Below are 15,541 nucleotides of genomic sequence, written 5' to 3'. Positions count from 1 at the left end.
AAAACACCCTGATTTAATTTAATCAAGGTGCATTTATCATACTAAGACCACGATTTATAAAATCGTATTTAGTATTACACCCTTATAGCCTCTCTGGACTACTTTTAAAAGGTTAATTTTCTTTATGCAGTTTTTTGCTTATCTTTTTCTACTGTTTGTTCAAACATATCTTCACTTACTGGTTCTTTACCAGGAAGGATTAGGTGTAAAAGAACACCAGCAATTGCCGCGAATGCCATTCCTTGTATCTGAAAGGATTCTGATACTTTTATAAAAGCACCGCCAATTCCGATAACCAGAATGACTGATGATATCACTAAATTACGTTTGTTACCAAAATCAATTTTACTATCGACAAGCATACGTAAACCGGATGAAGCAATGATTCCAAAGAGCAGGATGGAGACACCGCCCATAACAGGTGTTGGGATAGTACTAATTAATGCTGTTATTTTTCCGATAAATCCAAAGATTGTTGCTAGAACAGCTGCACCTGCTATTACATATACACTGTATACTCGTGTTATCGCAAGGACACCGATATTCTCACCATAAGTTGTTTTCGGAGGACCGCCAATTAATGCAGATATAATGGTTGCTGTTCCATCCCCCAAAATGGAGCGGTGTAAACCTGGTTCTTTAATGTAATCACGTCCAACCACTTTACTTAGAACAAGCTGGTGACCAATATGCTCTGATAGTGTTACTACAGCGACTGGTACCATTAGAAGTGCTAAGTCCCATGTTATTTTAACCTCATAGCTTACAAACGGGATGATGAATTCAGGCATTTCAAACCAACTTGCTTCCAACACTGGTTTAAAATCAACAATCCCGATTGTAAATGAGTAAAGATAACCGACCACGATACCTGCTAAGATTGGGATAATGCTCAACATGCCGCGCATGTATATGGTGAAGATAATGGTGGCAGCTAATGTTACCAGTGCTGCTGAGAAATGAAGCAAGCTATATTCTCCTGCAGGATTATTCATCGCCATATTAACAGCGGTTCCGGATATTGCCAGACCGATAACTATGATTACAGGACCTACTACAATCGGAGGCAGCAGATTCATAATCCAGCGATGACCTGCTTTACTAATAATTAGTGCGACAATCCCGTAGACAAGACCCGCAAGGAATGAACCGATCATGGCTCCCCCTGGACCAGCTGTAGCTTTTGCCGCTATTACCGGAGCGATAAAGGCAAACGAAGAACCAAGGTATGCAGGCACCTGCCATTTTGTAATCATTAAGAAGGCGAGTGTTCCTAAACCACTTGATATTAATGCAATTGCTGGGCTTAACCCGACGAGATAAGGAACAAGGATCGTCGCCCCAAACATGGCGAATAAATGTTGTAAGCTTAAAGTGAGCCATTGGGCAGGATTGGGAATATCTTTTACGTCTAAGATGGGTTTAGTGTTCAATGTTTTCTCCTCCACAATCTTTCTATTTATTAGTGTGTTATTTTCATCAAAAAAAATCCCTCTTTGTCCATGAGAGTACAAAGAGGGTATGGAAATGCCATTTAGCATTGATGATGGCATTTTCCCCTTTGTCAGCCTCACAGGACTGCAATTAAAGGGCTACTATTCACTTTTCAAAGATACTTACTTGGTCAACCTTATCGACATCTTGTAATTCTACAACTACTTTTTCACTACTTGAAGTTGGAATGTTTTTCCCAACATAATCTGCTCTTATAGGAAGTTCACGGTGTCCACGGTCAACAAGAACAGCAAGTTGTATAGAAGAGGGACGACCAAGATCCATAATCGCGTCTAGTCCTGCTCTAACCGTTCGACCTGTATATAAAACATCATCAACAAGTATAACTTTTTTATCTTTCAATTGTACTGGGATATCCGATCCCTTAACAAGTGGTTCTTGATCATCTGTTTTCTTAGTTAAATCATCACGATATAAGGTAATGTCCAATTCGCCAACAGGTATCGGTTTCCCTTCAATTTCTTCGATTTTGGCAGCGAGTCTCTCTGCAATGAATATCCCTCTAGTACGAATTCCTACAAGGACACAATCTTCAATCCCTTTATTTTTTTCTATGATTTGGTGAGCAATTCTTGTTAGTGCTCTTCCGATTGCTTGTGTATCTAATACTACGGCTTTTTGGTTCATTTCCAACACCTGCCTAATTTAATAAAAAAACCTCTCACGCTTTGAGGTGAGAGGTAAAGAGTTTATCGGTATGGGCATAGGTATCCCAACCAATTATTCCGTTTCCTTCTCAGCCTCACAGGACTGATTTAAAGGCATATTCAACTGTTGTTATCGTACAATAATTCGACAAATGTGTCAACGATTATTTCGTAACTGATTTAAAACCTCTACAAATTCTACTGGCAGAGGTGCTTCAAATTCAAGGTATTCGTTGGTTCTTGGGTGGTTAAAACCAAGAACTCCTGCGTGTAATGCCTGGCCGTTGATATCAAGTGTTTTCTTTGGTCCATACTTTGGGTCACCTGCAAGCGGATAGCCAATATATTTCATATGGACACGTATTTGGTGGGTTCTTCCTGTCTCTAATTGACACTCCACAAATGTAAAATCCTTAAACCGTTCAATCACCTGAAAATGAGTTATAGCATGCTTACCATTATCCACAATCGTCATACTTTGCCGATCTCTCGTGTCTCTGCCCAATGGTGCATCAATCGTTCCAAAATCGTGAGGTATCACTCCATGCACAATCGCTTTATACTTTCGCGTAACGGTCTTTTCGACTAATTGGTTAACTAGCTTTTCATGGGCCATGTCATTTTTGGCAACCATTAAAAGTCCAGAGGTGTCCTTATCGATACGATGAACGATACCAGGTCGAAGAACACCATTTATACCTGATAAATCTTTACAATGAGCCATTAACCCATTAACAAGCGTTCCCGTTAAATGTCCAGGCGCTGGATGAACCACCATGCCGCTAGGTTTATTAACCACTAGAACATCCTTATCTTCGAAATAAATCTCTAAATCCATCTCTTCTGGGACAACATCGAGTAATTCTGGGTCAGGAATACTAATTTCGATTTCATCATTTAAACTGCATTTGTAATTTGTTTTTATCTTTTGTCCATTTACAAGGACATTTCCCTCTTTAATCCATTGCTGAACTTGAGTTCTTGACCATTCTTCATTTAAAGTTGAAATAACTTTATCAATTCGATCGCCTTTTTGCTGTTCAAGAGTGGTGTGTACCATTTTCTCCATATGATTTCTCCTTTGTTTCACGCTCATCGCGCAGCATTTGAATCATTAATAATACTACGCCAATGACTAAAGCCGAATCCGCAATATTAAATACTGGGAAGTTATAATTGAAAATATACGTATGAATAAAGTCAACAACTTCTTTTCGAAGCAGGCGGTCAATAAAATTACCAATCGCTCCACCCAGCATAAATGCCAGTGAAACACCTAGCAGCCACTTACCCTTTGCTTCTTTTTGAATGTAATAAATGATCGCAATGATTACTATAGCCGTTATGACATAAAAGAACCACATTTGTCCTTGCAGGATTCCCCATGCCGCTCCGCGATTTCGGTGAGAAGTAATATACAAAAAGTCCTCAATTACTGGGATACTTTCACCAAGATGCATTTTTGTGACGATCTGCCATTTCGTCACTTGGTCTAATAAAATAATAAAAATTGCGATTAAATAATAATACACTAAGGAATACCCCCATCTACGAAGACTTTACTTCCTTAGCATTTTAGCACAATCTTTAACGAAACAACAATGGAAGGTTAGAAAAAGCCGGAAATAAATGGTTTCTTATAAAAATGCTCCAAATTGTCAGAATCCTTTGATGATTTTATTGTCGGCATATTCTTTAAAAGATGTTCTGGCAGAGGTTCACCCGACATTTCACACTGACCGAAATTACCTTCTTCCAGCTTTTGGATGGCAGTTGAAATATCCGCTAGTTCATCCTCTAATATAGGGATCATCCACTCATTTTTCTGCTTATTATTCAATGATTTTAAAATTTCTAATTGCGTTTTACGGAGCTCCCAAAACAGCTGTTCCTGCATTGCATTCATAGTTGTAACCTCCGTTAAGTCATTTCTTATATTATCTCCCCTTAATTTGACCTAACCCGGTAAAACATTTGACATCAGGAACAACAATTAACGGAATAGGATAAAAAATGAAAAAACCCCATGAAATGATCATGGGGCATTCATTTTAAGCTAAGTGTGTATAGTTTTCTTTAACTACATCTGCACAACGCGGGCAAAGTGCAGGGTGCTCTGAATCTTTTCCAACCTCAGGTGTCACAACCCAACAGCGTTCACAGGTTTCACCTTCTGCTTTCGTGACAACGATGGCAGCAGTATCTAATTTAATAGCATTTTCAGGTGCTATTTCATAGCTGCCTGCGACTTCAAATCCAGAGATGATAAATAATTGGTGCACATTCTCCTTAATAGAGTCCAGTAGGTTTTTCGTATCCTCAGTCACATATAAGGAAACCTTTGCCGTTAATGATTTACCAATAACCTTTTGATTTCTAGCTTCTTCAAGGGCTTTTAAAACATCATCACGGAGCTTCATAAATGAAGTCCATTTTTCTTCTAATGCAGCTGCATTTTTTAGTTCCTGATATTCTGGCATATCCGTTAACTGCACGCTTTCTTCTGTAACTGCAGGAATGAATTTCCATACTTCGTCAGCAGTATGAGAAAGAATTGGTGAAACTAATTTTGTTAATGCAAATAATGAGTCGTAAAGCACACTTTGGATTGCACGGCGTTCAGGATTGTTAACTGCCTCAATATATAAAACATCCTTAGCAAAATCAAGGTAAAATGCACTTAAGTCTAGGGTGCAGAAATTGTTAATCGCATGATAAATTCCGGCAAACTCATAATTTTCATAAGCATTTCGAACATTTTTAATCAACTTATTTAATTTTACGAGCATAAATTGATCAACTTCACGAAGATTTTCGTATGAAACCCTATCTGTTGCAGGATTAAAGTCGGATAAGTTACCAAGCAAGAAACGGAAAGTATTACGAATTTTTCTATATACCTCTGCAACCTGCTTCAAAATAGCATCAGACACACGAACATCGGCCTGGTAATCAACTGATGCAACCCAAAGGCGGAGAATATCTGCTCCTAGTTGCTTCATTACCTTTTCAGGTACCATGACATTCCCTAATGATTTACTCATCTTTCTGCCTTCTCCATCTAAAGCAAATCCATGACTTAAAACACCTTTGTATGGAGCTTTGCCTGTTACTGCCACTGCAGTCGATAAGGAAGAGTTAAACCAGCCTCGATATTGATCCGAACCTTCTAAATATAAATCAGCTGGGCGAACCAAGTCGTCTCTTTCTAAGAGAACCGCTTGATGAGATGAGCCGGAATCAAACCAAACATCCATGATATCAGTTTCTTTTGTAAACAATCCATTAGGACTTCCTGAATGAGTAAAGCCTTCTGGCAATAGTTCCTTTGCTTCACGCTCAAACCAGATATTTGAACCATATTCCCGGAACAAACCAGAAACATGATCAATGGTTTCATCTGTAATGATTTCCTCACCATTTTCAGCATAAAATACTGGGATTGGAACTCCCCAAACACGTTGGCGTGAGATACACCAATCGCCACGGTCACGGACCATATTAAATAGTCGTGTTTCCCCCCATGCAGGTACCCATTTTGTTTCTTTTACTGCTTCAAGAAGATCATTTCGGAAATCTTTGATGGAAGCAAACCATTGTGCAGTTGCTCTGAAAATAACAGGTTTTTTAGTTCTCCAATCATGTGGATAGGAGTGAGTAATAAATGAAAGCTTTAATAGCGCACCTGCTTCTTCTAATGCTTGAGAGATCGGCTTATTAGCACTATCGTAAAATAATCCTTCAAACCCTGGTGCTTCACTTGTCATTACACCTTTATCATCTACAGGGCAAAGTACTTCAAGTCCGTACTTTTGACCGACATGGAAGTCATCCTCCCCGTGTCCTGGTGCTGTATGAACACAGCCTGTTCCAGCATCAGTTGTAACATGATCTCCAAGCATTACTAATGAGTCACGGTCGTATAATGGGTGCGCTGCAAGGATATTCTCTAACTCATTTCCTTTTACCTTTTGAATAACCTCAGCATTTTCCCAGCCTATTTCATTCGTTACTGCTTCTAGAAGTGCTTCAGCTACTAAGAATTTGTTTCCATTCGCTGCAACTACTACATAAGTTAAGTCTGGATGTACAGAGATTCCTAAGTTTGCAGGAATAGTCCAAGGTGTAGTCGTCCAAATGACAATTTGAACATCCGTATCAAGGACACCTTTTCCGTCTTTTACTTTAAAGCCTACATAAATAGAAGGTGACTTTTTATCCTGATATTCGATTTCTGCCTCGGCAAGAGCTGATTCACTTGACGGGGACCAATATACAGGCTTAAGGCCTTTATAAATATAGCCCTTCTTTGCCATTTCTCCAAAGACCTTAATTTGCTGTGCCTCATATTCAGGCTTAAGAGTAATATATGGGTTTTCCCAATCACCACGAACCCCGACGCGTTTGAATTGTTCACGCTGATTGCTTACTTGTTCAAGCGCATATTTTGTACAAAGCTGGCGGAATTCAGCTACCGTCATCTCTTTACGCTTAACTCCCTTATTTGTTAACGCCTGTTCAATTGGCAATCCATGAGTATCCCAGCCTGGAACATATGGTGCATTGAAGCCGCTCATCGATTTATAGCGAACAATAAAATCTTTTAAAACTTTGTTAAGAGCGTGGCCCATATGAATATCACCATTTGCATATGGAGGTCCATCGTGGAGCACAAACATCGGACGTCCAGCAGTCCGTTCTTGAACTTTTTTATAAATATTCATTTCTTCCCACTTTGCCTGGATTTCAGGTTCTCTTTGTGGAAGATTTCCACGCATTGGAAATTCAGTTTTTGGCATTAGTAACGTATCTTTATATTCCATTTTCTTATTCCTCCTGTAACACTCGTCATAAACAGAATAGCCAATAGACAAATAAAAAAACCCTCTCATCCCATAAAAGGGACGAGAAGGTTTTATTCCCGCGGTACCACCCTGATAGATAGCACAAAAAAGTACTATCCTCTTTAAGATTCGTAACGTGAATAACCCGCCATAGCTTACCATCCTTAAAAAAGAGTTTCAGCCTGGGACTCAAGGGTGATCTTCCAATTCCTCACTTTTTCCAGGCTTCCACCATCCCCGGCTCGCTATCAAAAGTTTATGAAAAAATGTACTGTCCCTCTCATTGTCATTTCCATTCTTTATTAACTTATTAGAAAATTATATGCGAAATAATACCAATTCGTCAAGCTAAGGAATCTTCCTCTTGATGGATTTTAAGTTCTGTTGCATCCACCTCATACTCTAATAAATGATCCCAGTCATCTGTATTTATCATATCCAGCTGGGCTTCAATCAACATTTTAAAACGAGTACGGAATACTTTTGACTGCTTTTTCAAGTCCTCGATTTCAAGAGCAATTTTTCTCGCCTTTGAAAGTGACTCATTAACAATACGGTCAGCATTCTTTTCTGCTTCTTTAATGATAAGCTTGGCTTCCTTTTGTGCATTTCGTTTTACATCTTCACCAGCCTCTTGTGCAATAACAATAGACTTGTTTAATGTTTCTTCAATATTTACAAAATGACCTAAACGGTCCTTCATCTCAGTTAAACGTTCTTCCATTTCTTTCTTTTCACGAAGGACTAATTCATAATCCTTTATAACTTGGTCTAAAAATTCATTTACCTCGTCCTCATCGTAACCACGAAAACCTTTATTAAATTCTTTATTGTGAATATCTAACGGCGTTAACGGCATGATGCCACCTCCAAGAATCTTTCTTCTGTATGTATTTAGTGTATAAGCATAAATTCGACAAAGTTTTCGATAATCCTGCTAAAAGCAAAAAATTATTTTTGCTTTCCGACAACAATTCGCCATTTATCTTTTTTTGTTCTTCCTTCAATTGACAAAATCTTTACTCTCCCATAGCCTCTAACAGACAACAAGTCACCCTCTCGACATTCAAAGGAATGATTTTCAATAGACGTCCAGTTCACCTTCACCAAGCCTTGTTCAATGAAAGCTTGAGATTTTTGCCTCGATATATGATGAACACCAGAAATAATTGTATCGAGTCGTAAGGAGGAAATCGTGATGTCCTGTTCCATCCATAAATTATCAACGGTTATGGATTCTTCAAGTTTTAACTCTCTTAAACGTATTGATGCTCTTCCAATTGATTCTAAATTGCTTTTAATATAGTCACTGATTTCAGCAGCAGAGAAAAATTGAACTTGTCCGTCTTTCATGGGAATGTCGCCAAACTTCCCTCGTTTTAATCCTAATGACATAAGTGAGCCAAGAACTTGGGGATGTTCTATAGAAACAAATTTGATAGGATAGTCGATCTCAAAAAGATTAATTTGAAATTCACTTTCTGTCGGTTCTAAATAATCAGGCATTATCAATGCCCTTTTTCTTTCACCGTCAGTATTCCCCCCAAAAAGTTGATATTTAATACTTCCATTCTCACCTATTATGGTTTTTAAAATATGCTGCTCTCTAGGATCAAGAAAATCAGTGAGTTTAGATGTATAGCTGGAATCAACAAAGTCCTTCCAGTGTAATACTTGATCAATAAATTCCCGTTCCTCAGGACGAAAATGCTGGTAAATATTCATATTTAACTCCTTAGCCCGGTTTAGGCTGGAAAATTAAGAAATTAAGTTTTGCAAAACTATTAAGCCTTGAGGGGCGAAAGATAAGATAAGAAATGCGGCTAAAGGTGATAAGTCCATCATACCTATTGGTGGAATGATTCTTCTAAACGGTTCCAGAAATGGTTCACATAACTTACCAAGAATTATCCCAATTTGTGAATCTCTCATATTTGGAAACCATGATAAAAGTATATAAATGATAAGCATCCATTTATATATTCCAATGATTTGGATCAAAATGTTAAAAATCATATCCATTCTTACTACCACCTCGTATCATGATATTCTTGTTCCTTCACTAGTTCAGATATATTGCCAGAAATCTCAACATTATCAGGCGTACATAAAAATATACTAGAGCCGATTTTTTGAATGTCCCCGCTTAATGCATAGACTGCTCCACTTAAAAAATCGACAATTTGTCTTCCTTCTTCGTGACCGATGCGCTGAAGATTTACAACAACAGCACGGCGGTTTTTCAAATGATCCGTTATGTCTTGAGCTTCGGCATACACTCTAGGTTCAACTAAAATTACTTTTGCACCCTTTTGTACACTCTGCAGACTTACAACGTTTTGAGGCTTCGAAGGCTGTTTTTGGGGCTTTATTGGTTCAACCTTCTCATATTCATCCTGATTATTATCATCAAAATCATCATCTAAAAAGAAAAATGTTTTTAACTTAGATTTTATCGTCATCTTTTATCCTCCTCACCAGCCTCACCGACAAGTGCCGTTCCTATTCTAATCATCGTTGCGCCCTCTTCAATGGCAATTCCAAAGTCATTAGACATCCCCATAGAAAGCTCAGTACATGGTGCGAATTCAAGATGCAAATTTTTCACTTGATCACGAAGCTCTTTTAACCTTTGAAAACAGGTACGAAGCTGCGCTTCATCATCTGTAAATGGAGCCATAGTCATTAAACCTTCAATACAAATATTCTCGTATGGCTGAAGACTTTTAACAAAGTCAATGACCTCCTCGGGAGCAAGACCATGCTTTGAATGTTCTTGAGAAACATTCACTTGAACCAGGCATTTCACTTTTTTTACCGCTCGTTTATTAATTTCCTCTGCTAATGAAATTCGGTCCAAAGAGTGTATATATTCTACTTTATCAATAATATACTTAACTTTGCGGGTCTGTAGTGTCCCGATAAAATGCCATAGGGGCTTGTCCCCTAATACTTCCCACTTTGTTAACAGCCCATCATCCCGATTTTCACCTAGATTTATTATACCAGCTTCCATAGCTTCCTTGGCTCTTTCTATGCTGACATATTTGGTTACGGCAATCAGTTTCACTTCATCAGGAGCCCGATTTACCCTTTGGCATGCATCACTTATTTGCTGTCTAATATGTATGAGATTTTCTGCAACCTTCATTCTGTGGTCTCCTTCCAGCCTATATAACTTAGCATCCTTCCTGTTTTACCTTGGTCACGGCGATGAGAGAAAAATTCAAATTGGTCACAACTAGAGCATAGTTTAGTAATTTGAATATTATCTGCTGGGACTCCGGCTTTAAGAAGAATTATTTTATTCAATTTTCGTAAGTCTAAAGTATACTGTCCATCATTAATTAAATTATAGGGTTTTTCTTCGACATCTACTAGAGTATTTTCTACAAAGTTAATAACATAATCATTAACAATATAACATTTTTTACAAATAGATGGACCTATTGTGACAAAAATTTGATTAGGAAGTATTCCTTCCTCTCCCCATTGCTCTACCATTTTTCGTGCAATTTCATTAACAGTTCCTTTCCAGCCAGCATGTGCAGCACCAATCATCCTGTGTTCAGGAGAAATAAAAAAAAGAGGGACACAATCGGCATAGCAAAGAGTTAATAAAATTCCCTCTTCATTCGTATAAAAACCATCCGTCCCCTTAAAGGCATTTTCATAGGTATCTGCCCCAAATCCACGGTCAGTACTTGTAACTTTTCTAATTAGGGTTTCATGGGTCTGTTCTGCCCCAACCCAATGCTTCACAGGAAATTGAATAAACTCAGCCACTTTGTTCCGATTTTGACAGACAGCTTCTCTCTGGTCTCCAACATGAAAGCCCATATTAAGATTTTCAAACACTCCAGCACTGCTGCCGCCTTTTTTGGTTGTTATTCCAGCAACAAGCCTCGGATACTGCTCCATCCAATTTTTAATTGAAAGAAATGATTGATGATCATATGCAAAGGGTTCCATACTCAACCTCATTTGTTTTTTTTCTAGTTTACCATGAATCGATTAATTGGTCACCGTAAGATGATATTGATATCTATACTTCCATTTCTTCTGTATTCCGTTCTTCAATAGCCTTGAATCTAACCAAAATTACATCTTGACCTATTTTAATAATATTTTTCCATGGAATAACAATATCTTCCTCCCTTCCAAAAAAGCCTAGAACTTTACCATTACCGGTAACGATAACCGCTTCTATTTTACCTGTGGAAAGATTAATTTCAATATCACCAATATTTCCAAGTTTTTTCCCATCAGACACATTCACTACATCTTTAATTTGAAATTCAGAAATTTTGACCATATCTCTCACTCCCGCCATTTTTATCCTAATGAAAATATATGATTAGATTGGTCAATTTATCTGTAAATGAATTAAAAAATAAAGCTGCCCAAAAGGAGGAAACTGCAAGCACAAAATAAAAAGGGTGAACCGCCACATAATGCAGCGTTTCACCCTTTGAACGTTCCCGAATATTTGCAGTTTCCTCTTGGACAGCTTTAACTTTGAATATTTTTATTCATTTGCTTGATGGCAGCTTTTTCCAAGCGTGAAACCTGCGCTTGTGAGATCCCAATTTCATCAGCTACTTCCATTTGCGTTTTTCCCTGGAAGAATCGCTTTCTTAAAATTAACTTTTCACGCTCATTTAGGCGCCGCATGCCTTCTTTTAAGGCAATTTCTTCAATCCAGTGAATATCTTTATTTCGTTCATCGCTTAATTGGTCCAACACAAAAATGGGGTCGCCGCCATCGTTATAGATTGGTTCGAACAAGGATACAGGGTCCTGAATAGCGTCTAGCGCAAAGACTATTTCTTCGTGAGGGACTTCTAATACTTTAGCAATCTCCTCAGCAGTTGGTTCCCGTGAAGTTTCACTCATTAAACGTTCCCTTACTTGTAGCGCCTTATAAGCGATATCTCTTAAGGACCTTGAAACGCGAATAGGATTGTTATCGCGCAGGTACCTGCGTATTTCGCCAATAATCATTGGTACGGCATAAGTGGAAAACTTTACGTTTTGACCTAAATCAAAGTTATCAATCGATTTCATAAGCCCAATACAGCCAACCTGAAACAGGTCATCAACAAACTCGCCTCGGTTGTTAAACCGCTGAATGACACTTAGAACGAGTCGTAAATTTCCGTTGACGAGTTTTTCTCGTGCTGTAATATCGCCCTCTTGCATTTGCCTGAAGAGTAATCTCATTTCTTCATTTTTTAATACAGGAAGTTTTGATGTATCTACGCCACAAATTTCAACTTTATTTCGAGTCAATCCCTTTTCCCTCCTCATAGGAGTTGCTGTACAAAAAACAGTATTTCCTTGAGGAGGAAAAATATGCACTTGTACATTCTTAGGAATTGCCAAGGTATTGTCGAAAAATACGATTATTACTTTGGTTTCAATGGTCTTTCGGCTAGAAAAAAATTCTTTTTTTGTAATCTCAAACCATTTTATTAAATTCTTTTCTTAATCTTTTTATTATTCTTTTTTCCAGACGGGATATATACGATTGAGAAATACCTAGCATATCGGCTACATCCTTTTGCGTTTTTTCTTCTCCATTGGTAAGTCCGAAACGAAGCTCCATGATTTGCTTTTCCCTATCACTTAGTTGATGCAGAGCTTTGGTTAATAATTTTCTATCCACATTCGCTTCTAAATCCTTCGTAATGATATCATCATCTGTTCCCAAAACATCTGATAATAATAACTCATTACCGTCCCAATCAATATTTAACGGTTCATCAAATGAAACTTCTGATCTAATTTTATTATTTCTTCGCAAGTACATAAGAATTTCATTTTCAATACATCTGGAAGCATATGTAGCCAACTTAATCTTTTTCTCAGGATTAAACGTGTTGACTGCTTTAATTAAGCCAATGGTACCAATACTAATTAAGTCCTCAATATTAATTCCGGTATTTTCAAATTTTCTAGCGATATACACAACAAGCCTAAGGTTACGTTCTATTAATATCGATCTAGCGGCCTTATCACCGCCTGGAAGCTTATTTAAAAGCAGCTCTTCTTCGTCCTTACTTAAAGGAGGCGGTAAGGCTTCGCTGCCGCCAATATAATAAACTTCATCACTTTTAATTCCTAATTTGATTAGGATCTTATACCAGTAGTAGGATAAGCGAAGTCTCCATTTTTTCACACAAGTTCCTCCTTCTAAAATCTGTTTTTAAGAGTATAGTATTATTAACTTACTTTCGCCGAATCATCATGCTGTTTTGGCCCTGTGAGCATTTTAGGATGGACAATGCATTGAAAGGCATCATCGGCAGATAATTGCTGCATTGTAAACGATACAAGACCTTTTTCACATAAATAATTTTCACCCTTAGATTCAATCAATATTGAGTCAGGCTTAACAGCAGCGATGAGTTGATGCTCTTGTCCTACCACCCGGCAAGGTACAATCCTCAGCCTATTTTGCCATTCATCCGGAAATTCCACATTTCCGAGAATCAGAGATTCAGGATCGACTGCCATTTTTTTTACCGGTTCGGCGACATTTTCTATGATATTCTTTATAGAAACAAACATAACAGGAAGTTTGGTTAATGGATCATAAAGCTGATTTCCACTGTCGACAAGACCTTTAAAAGTATAAGATTCAGCATTAATTCTTAGAGTGACATTCACAATCTGATCAAATTGAATTTTAGTCATTTCCATTCCCTCAATATTCCTTTTTGAAAAATGCCAGGCAATTGGAAAACCTACCAAAACAAAAAGCCAGCTAATTGGATCACCAAACCCCGTAACATTCGCAATCACAACTTTTGTTGACATCTCTGCATCAAATTGAACAAAATAATGTGCTCCGATTAATGCTCCTCCTATAAGAAAGGTAGTTACATAAAGAGTCATTAACGCCTTTATGAAAAAAGATAAACGTTTATAACCGAATACAACTAATACCATTACAACCGAAAATAGAAGCTTTGATATGGGATGGCTGGAATAGGTGTGTAATGGTGTAAACGAAAATAATATGATTAATGAACCAATAAAACCACCTGCTAATAACCTCCATATCCGAATTTGTCTTTTTAAAAAAATGGCTGATAGGTACAGGAGAAGGCTATCAAATAACAGATTAAGAGCCCAAATAACATCTAAATATACAGACAACCAGTTTCCCCCTTTTAATGTCAAAAGCATTTAGTAGCTTTATGGATTATACAGGGTGTATTAACATCATTTCTATTATTCTGTTTAGGGAAAAGTATAACCTACTTTATGGGCTAAAGTGTGTCACTTTCTGTAATCAAAAAAACAGAAATTTCCACTATAAACAACGTATTTTGTCTAATTTCATTAGGACAAAAAAGGCATGATCCTTTTGGACCATGCCTTTTGTCAAATTATCTTCTACGATTTCTGTTACGTAAGAATGTTGGTATATCTAATGTTTCTTCTTGGGGAGCACTATTATGACGGACAGGTTCTTGTGGAGCCTCTTCACGTTTTTGCTCTCTCTTAACTGTACCCAGCTGCGGTTTTGCTTGACCAAATGCTGGACGAGCTGTCTTTGGCTGGATAACCTCTTCATTAAATCCTGTTGCAATAACTGTAACAATGATTTCATCCTTATGATTTTCATTAATGACTGATCCAAAAATCATATTTACTTCCTGATCAGATGCTGTCGCAACAATATCAGCTGCTTCTTGAACTTCATACAAGCTTAAGTTGCTGCCGCCGGTAATATTCATCAGAACCCCTTGTGCACCATCGATCGACGTTTCTAACAAAGGAGAACTAATTGCTTTCTTCGCCGCTTCCGTTGCACGATTTTCACCGGTTGCCATACCAATTCCCATTAATGCAGATCCTTTGTTTGACATAATGGTTTTCACATCTGCAAAGTCCAAGTTAATAAGACCCGGAACTGCGATTAAATCAGAAATACCCTGAACCCCTTGACGGAGTACATTGTCCGCTTCACGGAACGCTTCAAGCATTGGAGTACTTTTATCTACAATTTCAAGAAGGCGGTCATTCGGGATTACAATCAAAGTATCCACTGCCTCTTTCATCGCGCCGATTCCACCTGCAGCCTGGTTAGACCGCTTTTTCCCTTCAAACGTAAACGGACGAGTTACAACACCGACAGTTAAAGCACCTAAATCACGGGCAATTTGAGCTATCACAGGTGCCGCACCTGTACCTGTTCCGCCACCCATACCAGCAGTAACAAACACCATATCAGCACCACGCAGAGCATCTTCTAATTGCTCTTTACTTTCTTCTGCAGCTTTCTTTCCAACTTCAGGATTGGCACCAGCACCAAGTCCTCTGGTTAATTTTGAGCCAATTTGCATTTTTACTTCTGCTTTTGAAAGGTTTAAAGCTTGTGCATCGGTATTAACTGCGATAAATTCTACTCCTTGAACACCATGTTCAATCATTCGGTTTACTGCATTGTTTCCTCCGCCGCCAACCCCAATAACTTTTATAGTAGCAAGAGAATCTAAATTTGTATCAAACTCTAACATGACA

The 15,541-nt window shown here is 38.0% G+C and carries 17 protein-coding genes and 1 other annotated feature; all 17 genes read right to left on the bottom strand.

Annotation, left to right across the window (positions count from 1 at the left end; translation table 11 throughout):
• Positions 1–122: 122 nt before the first annotated feature.
• Complete coding sequence (locus ACY3XC_RS08735; RefSeq protein WP_464868203.1) at positions 123–1,433, bottom strand: solute carrier family 23 protein; 1,311 nt, start codon at positions 1,431–1,433, stop codon at positions 123–125.
• Between the two features lie 166 nt (positions 1,434–1,599).
• Positions 1,600–2,142, bottom strand: coding sequence for a bifunctional pyr operon transcriptional regulator/uracil phosphoribosyltransferase PyrR (pyrR, locus tag ACY3XC_RS08730; protein WP_179160905.1), 543 nt, complete (start codon positions 2,140–2,142; stop codon positions 1,600–1,602).
• A gap of 177 nt (positions 2,143–2,319) precedes the next feature.
• On the bottom strand, positions 2,320–3,231 hold the full coding sequence (locus tag ACY3XC_RS08725) for an RluA family pseudouridine synthase (RefSeq protein ID WP_464868202.1): 912 nt from the start codon (positions 3,229–3,231) through the stop codon (positions 2,320–2,322).
• Positions 3,203–3,694 carry a signal peptidase II gene (lspA, locus tag ACY3XC_RS08720; RefSeq protein ID WP_179160907.1) on the bottom strand — a complete coding sequence of 164 codons (492 nt, stop codon included), beginning with the start codon at positions 3,692–3,694 and terminating at the stop codon, positions 3,203–3,205. Before lspA ends, ACY3XC_RS08725 begins: the two co-directional genes overlap by 29 nt.
• 77 nt (positions 3,695–3,771) lie before the next feature.
• Entirely contained in the window at positions 3,772–4,068 is a 297-nt protein-coding gene (locus tag ACY3XC_RS08715) for a hypothetical protein (protein WP_464868201.1), read from the bottom strand.
• Positions 4,069–4,213: 145 nt separating this feature from the next.
• Positions 4,214–6,985 (bottom strand): isoleucine--tRNA ligase, encoded by a 2,772-nt coding sequence (gene ileS / locus ACY3XC_RS08710; RefSeq protein ID WP_464868200.1) that lies wholly within the window; start codon positions 6,983–6,985, stop codon positions 4,214–4,216.
• Between the two features lie 74 nt (positions 6,986–7,059).
• Positions 7,060–7,299: a binding site (T-box leader), on the bottom strand.
• Positions 7,300–7,349: 50 nt separating this feature from the next.
• Entirely contained in the window at positions 7,350–7,865 is a 516-nt protein-coding gene (locus tag ACY3XC_RS08705) for a DivIVA domain-containing protein (protein ID WP_464868199.1), read from the bottom strand.
• Positions 7,866–7,957: 92 nt separating this feature from the next.
• Positions 7,958–8,731 (bottom strand): YlmH family RNA-binding protein, encoded by a 774-nt coding sequence (locus ACY3XC_RS08700; protein WP_464868198.1) that lies wholly within the window; start codon positions 8,729–8,731, stop codon positions 7,958–7,960.
• 33 nt (positions 8,732–8,764) lie between these two features.
• Positions 8,765–9,028, bottom strand: a complete 264-nt coding sequence (locus tag ACY3XC_RS08695; RefSeq protein WP_464868197.1) for a YggT family protein — start codon at positions 9,026–9,028, stop codon at positions 8,765–8,767.
• 5 nt (positions 9,029–9,033) lie between these two features.
• A complete protein-coding gene (locus ACY3XC_RS08690; protein WP_179160913.1) occupies positions 9,034–9,468 on the bottom strand; it encodes a cell division protein SepF in 435 nt (144 codons plus the stop codon).
• Positions 9,465–10,157 (bottom strand): YggS family pyridoxal phosphate-dependent enzyme, encoded by a 693-nt coding sequence (locus tag ACY3XC_RS08685; protein ID WP_464868196.1) that lies wholly within the window; start codon positions 10,155–10,157, stop codon positions 9,465–9,467. The genes ACY3XC_RS08690 and ACY3XC_RS08685 overlap by 4 nt, the downstream gene beginning before the upstream one ends.
• Positions 10,154–10,978: a peptidoglycan editing factor PgeF gene (pgeF, locus tag ACY3XC_RS08680; RefSeq protein WP_464868195.1), complete on the bottom strand. Its 825-nt coding sequence runs from the start codon at positions 10,976–10,978 to the stop codon at positions 10,154–10,156. Before pgeF ends, ACY3XC_RS08685 begins: the two co-directional genes overlap by 4 nt.
• A gap of 73 nt (positions 10,979–11,051) precedes the next feature.
• Positions 11,052–11,321 carry a YlmC/YmxH family sporulation protein gene (locus tag ACY3XC_RS08675; RefSeq protein WP_179160916.1) on the bottom strand — a complete coding sequence of 90 codons (270 nt, stop codon included), beginning with the start codon at positions 11,319–11,321 and terminating at the stop codon, positions 11,052–11,054.
• A gap of 197 nt (positions 11,322–11,518) precedes the next feature.
• Positions 11,519–12,298, bottom strand: coding sequence for an RNA polymerase sporulation sigma factor SigG (sigG, locus tag ACY3XC_RS08670; RefSeq protein ID WP_179160917.1), 780 nt, complete (start codon positions 12,296–12,298; stop codon positions 11,519–11,521).
• 169 nt (positions 12,299–12,467) lie between these two features.
• Positions 12,468–13,187 carry an RNA polymerase sporulation sigma factor SigE gene (gene sigE, locus ACY3XC_RS08665; protein ID WP_063251599.1) on the bottom strand — a complete coding sequence of 240 codons (720 nt, stop codon included), beginning with the start codon at positions 13,185–13,187 and terminating at the stop codon, positions 12,468–12,470.
• 44 nt (positions 13,188–13,231) lie between these two features.
• The gene (spoIIGA, locus tag ACY3XC_RS08660; RefSeq protein ID WP_464868194.1) at positions 13,232–14,170 is read right to left on the bottom strand and encodes a sigma-E processing peptidase SpoIIGA; all 939 of its coding nucleotides are present in this window, start codon (positions 14,168–14,170) and stop codon (positions 13,232–13,234) included.
• 233 nt (positions 14,171–14,403) lie between these two features.
• Positions 14,404–15,537 carry a cell division protein FtsZ gene (gene ftsZ, locus ACY3XC_RS08655; protein WP_464868193.1) on the bottom strand — a complete coding sequence of 378 codons (1,134 nt, stop codon included), beginning with the start codon at positions 15,535–15,537 and terminating at the stop codon, positions 14,404–14,406.
• Between the last annotated feature and the right edge of the window lie 4 nt (positions 15,538–15,541).

The organism is Bacillus sp. CZDM1, from assembly GCF_055502545.1.
This window is presented reverse-complemented; position numbering and strand designations above follow the sequence as displayed.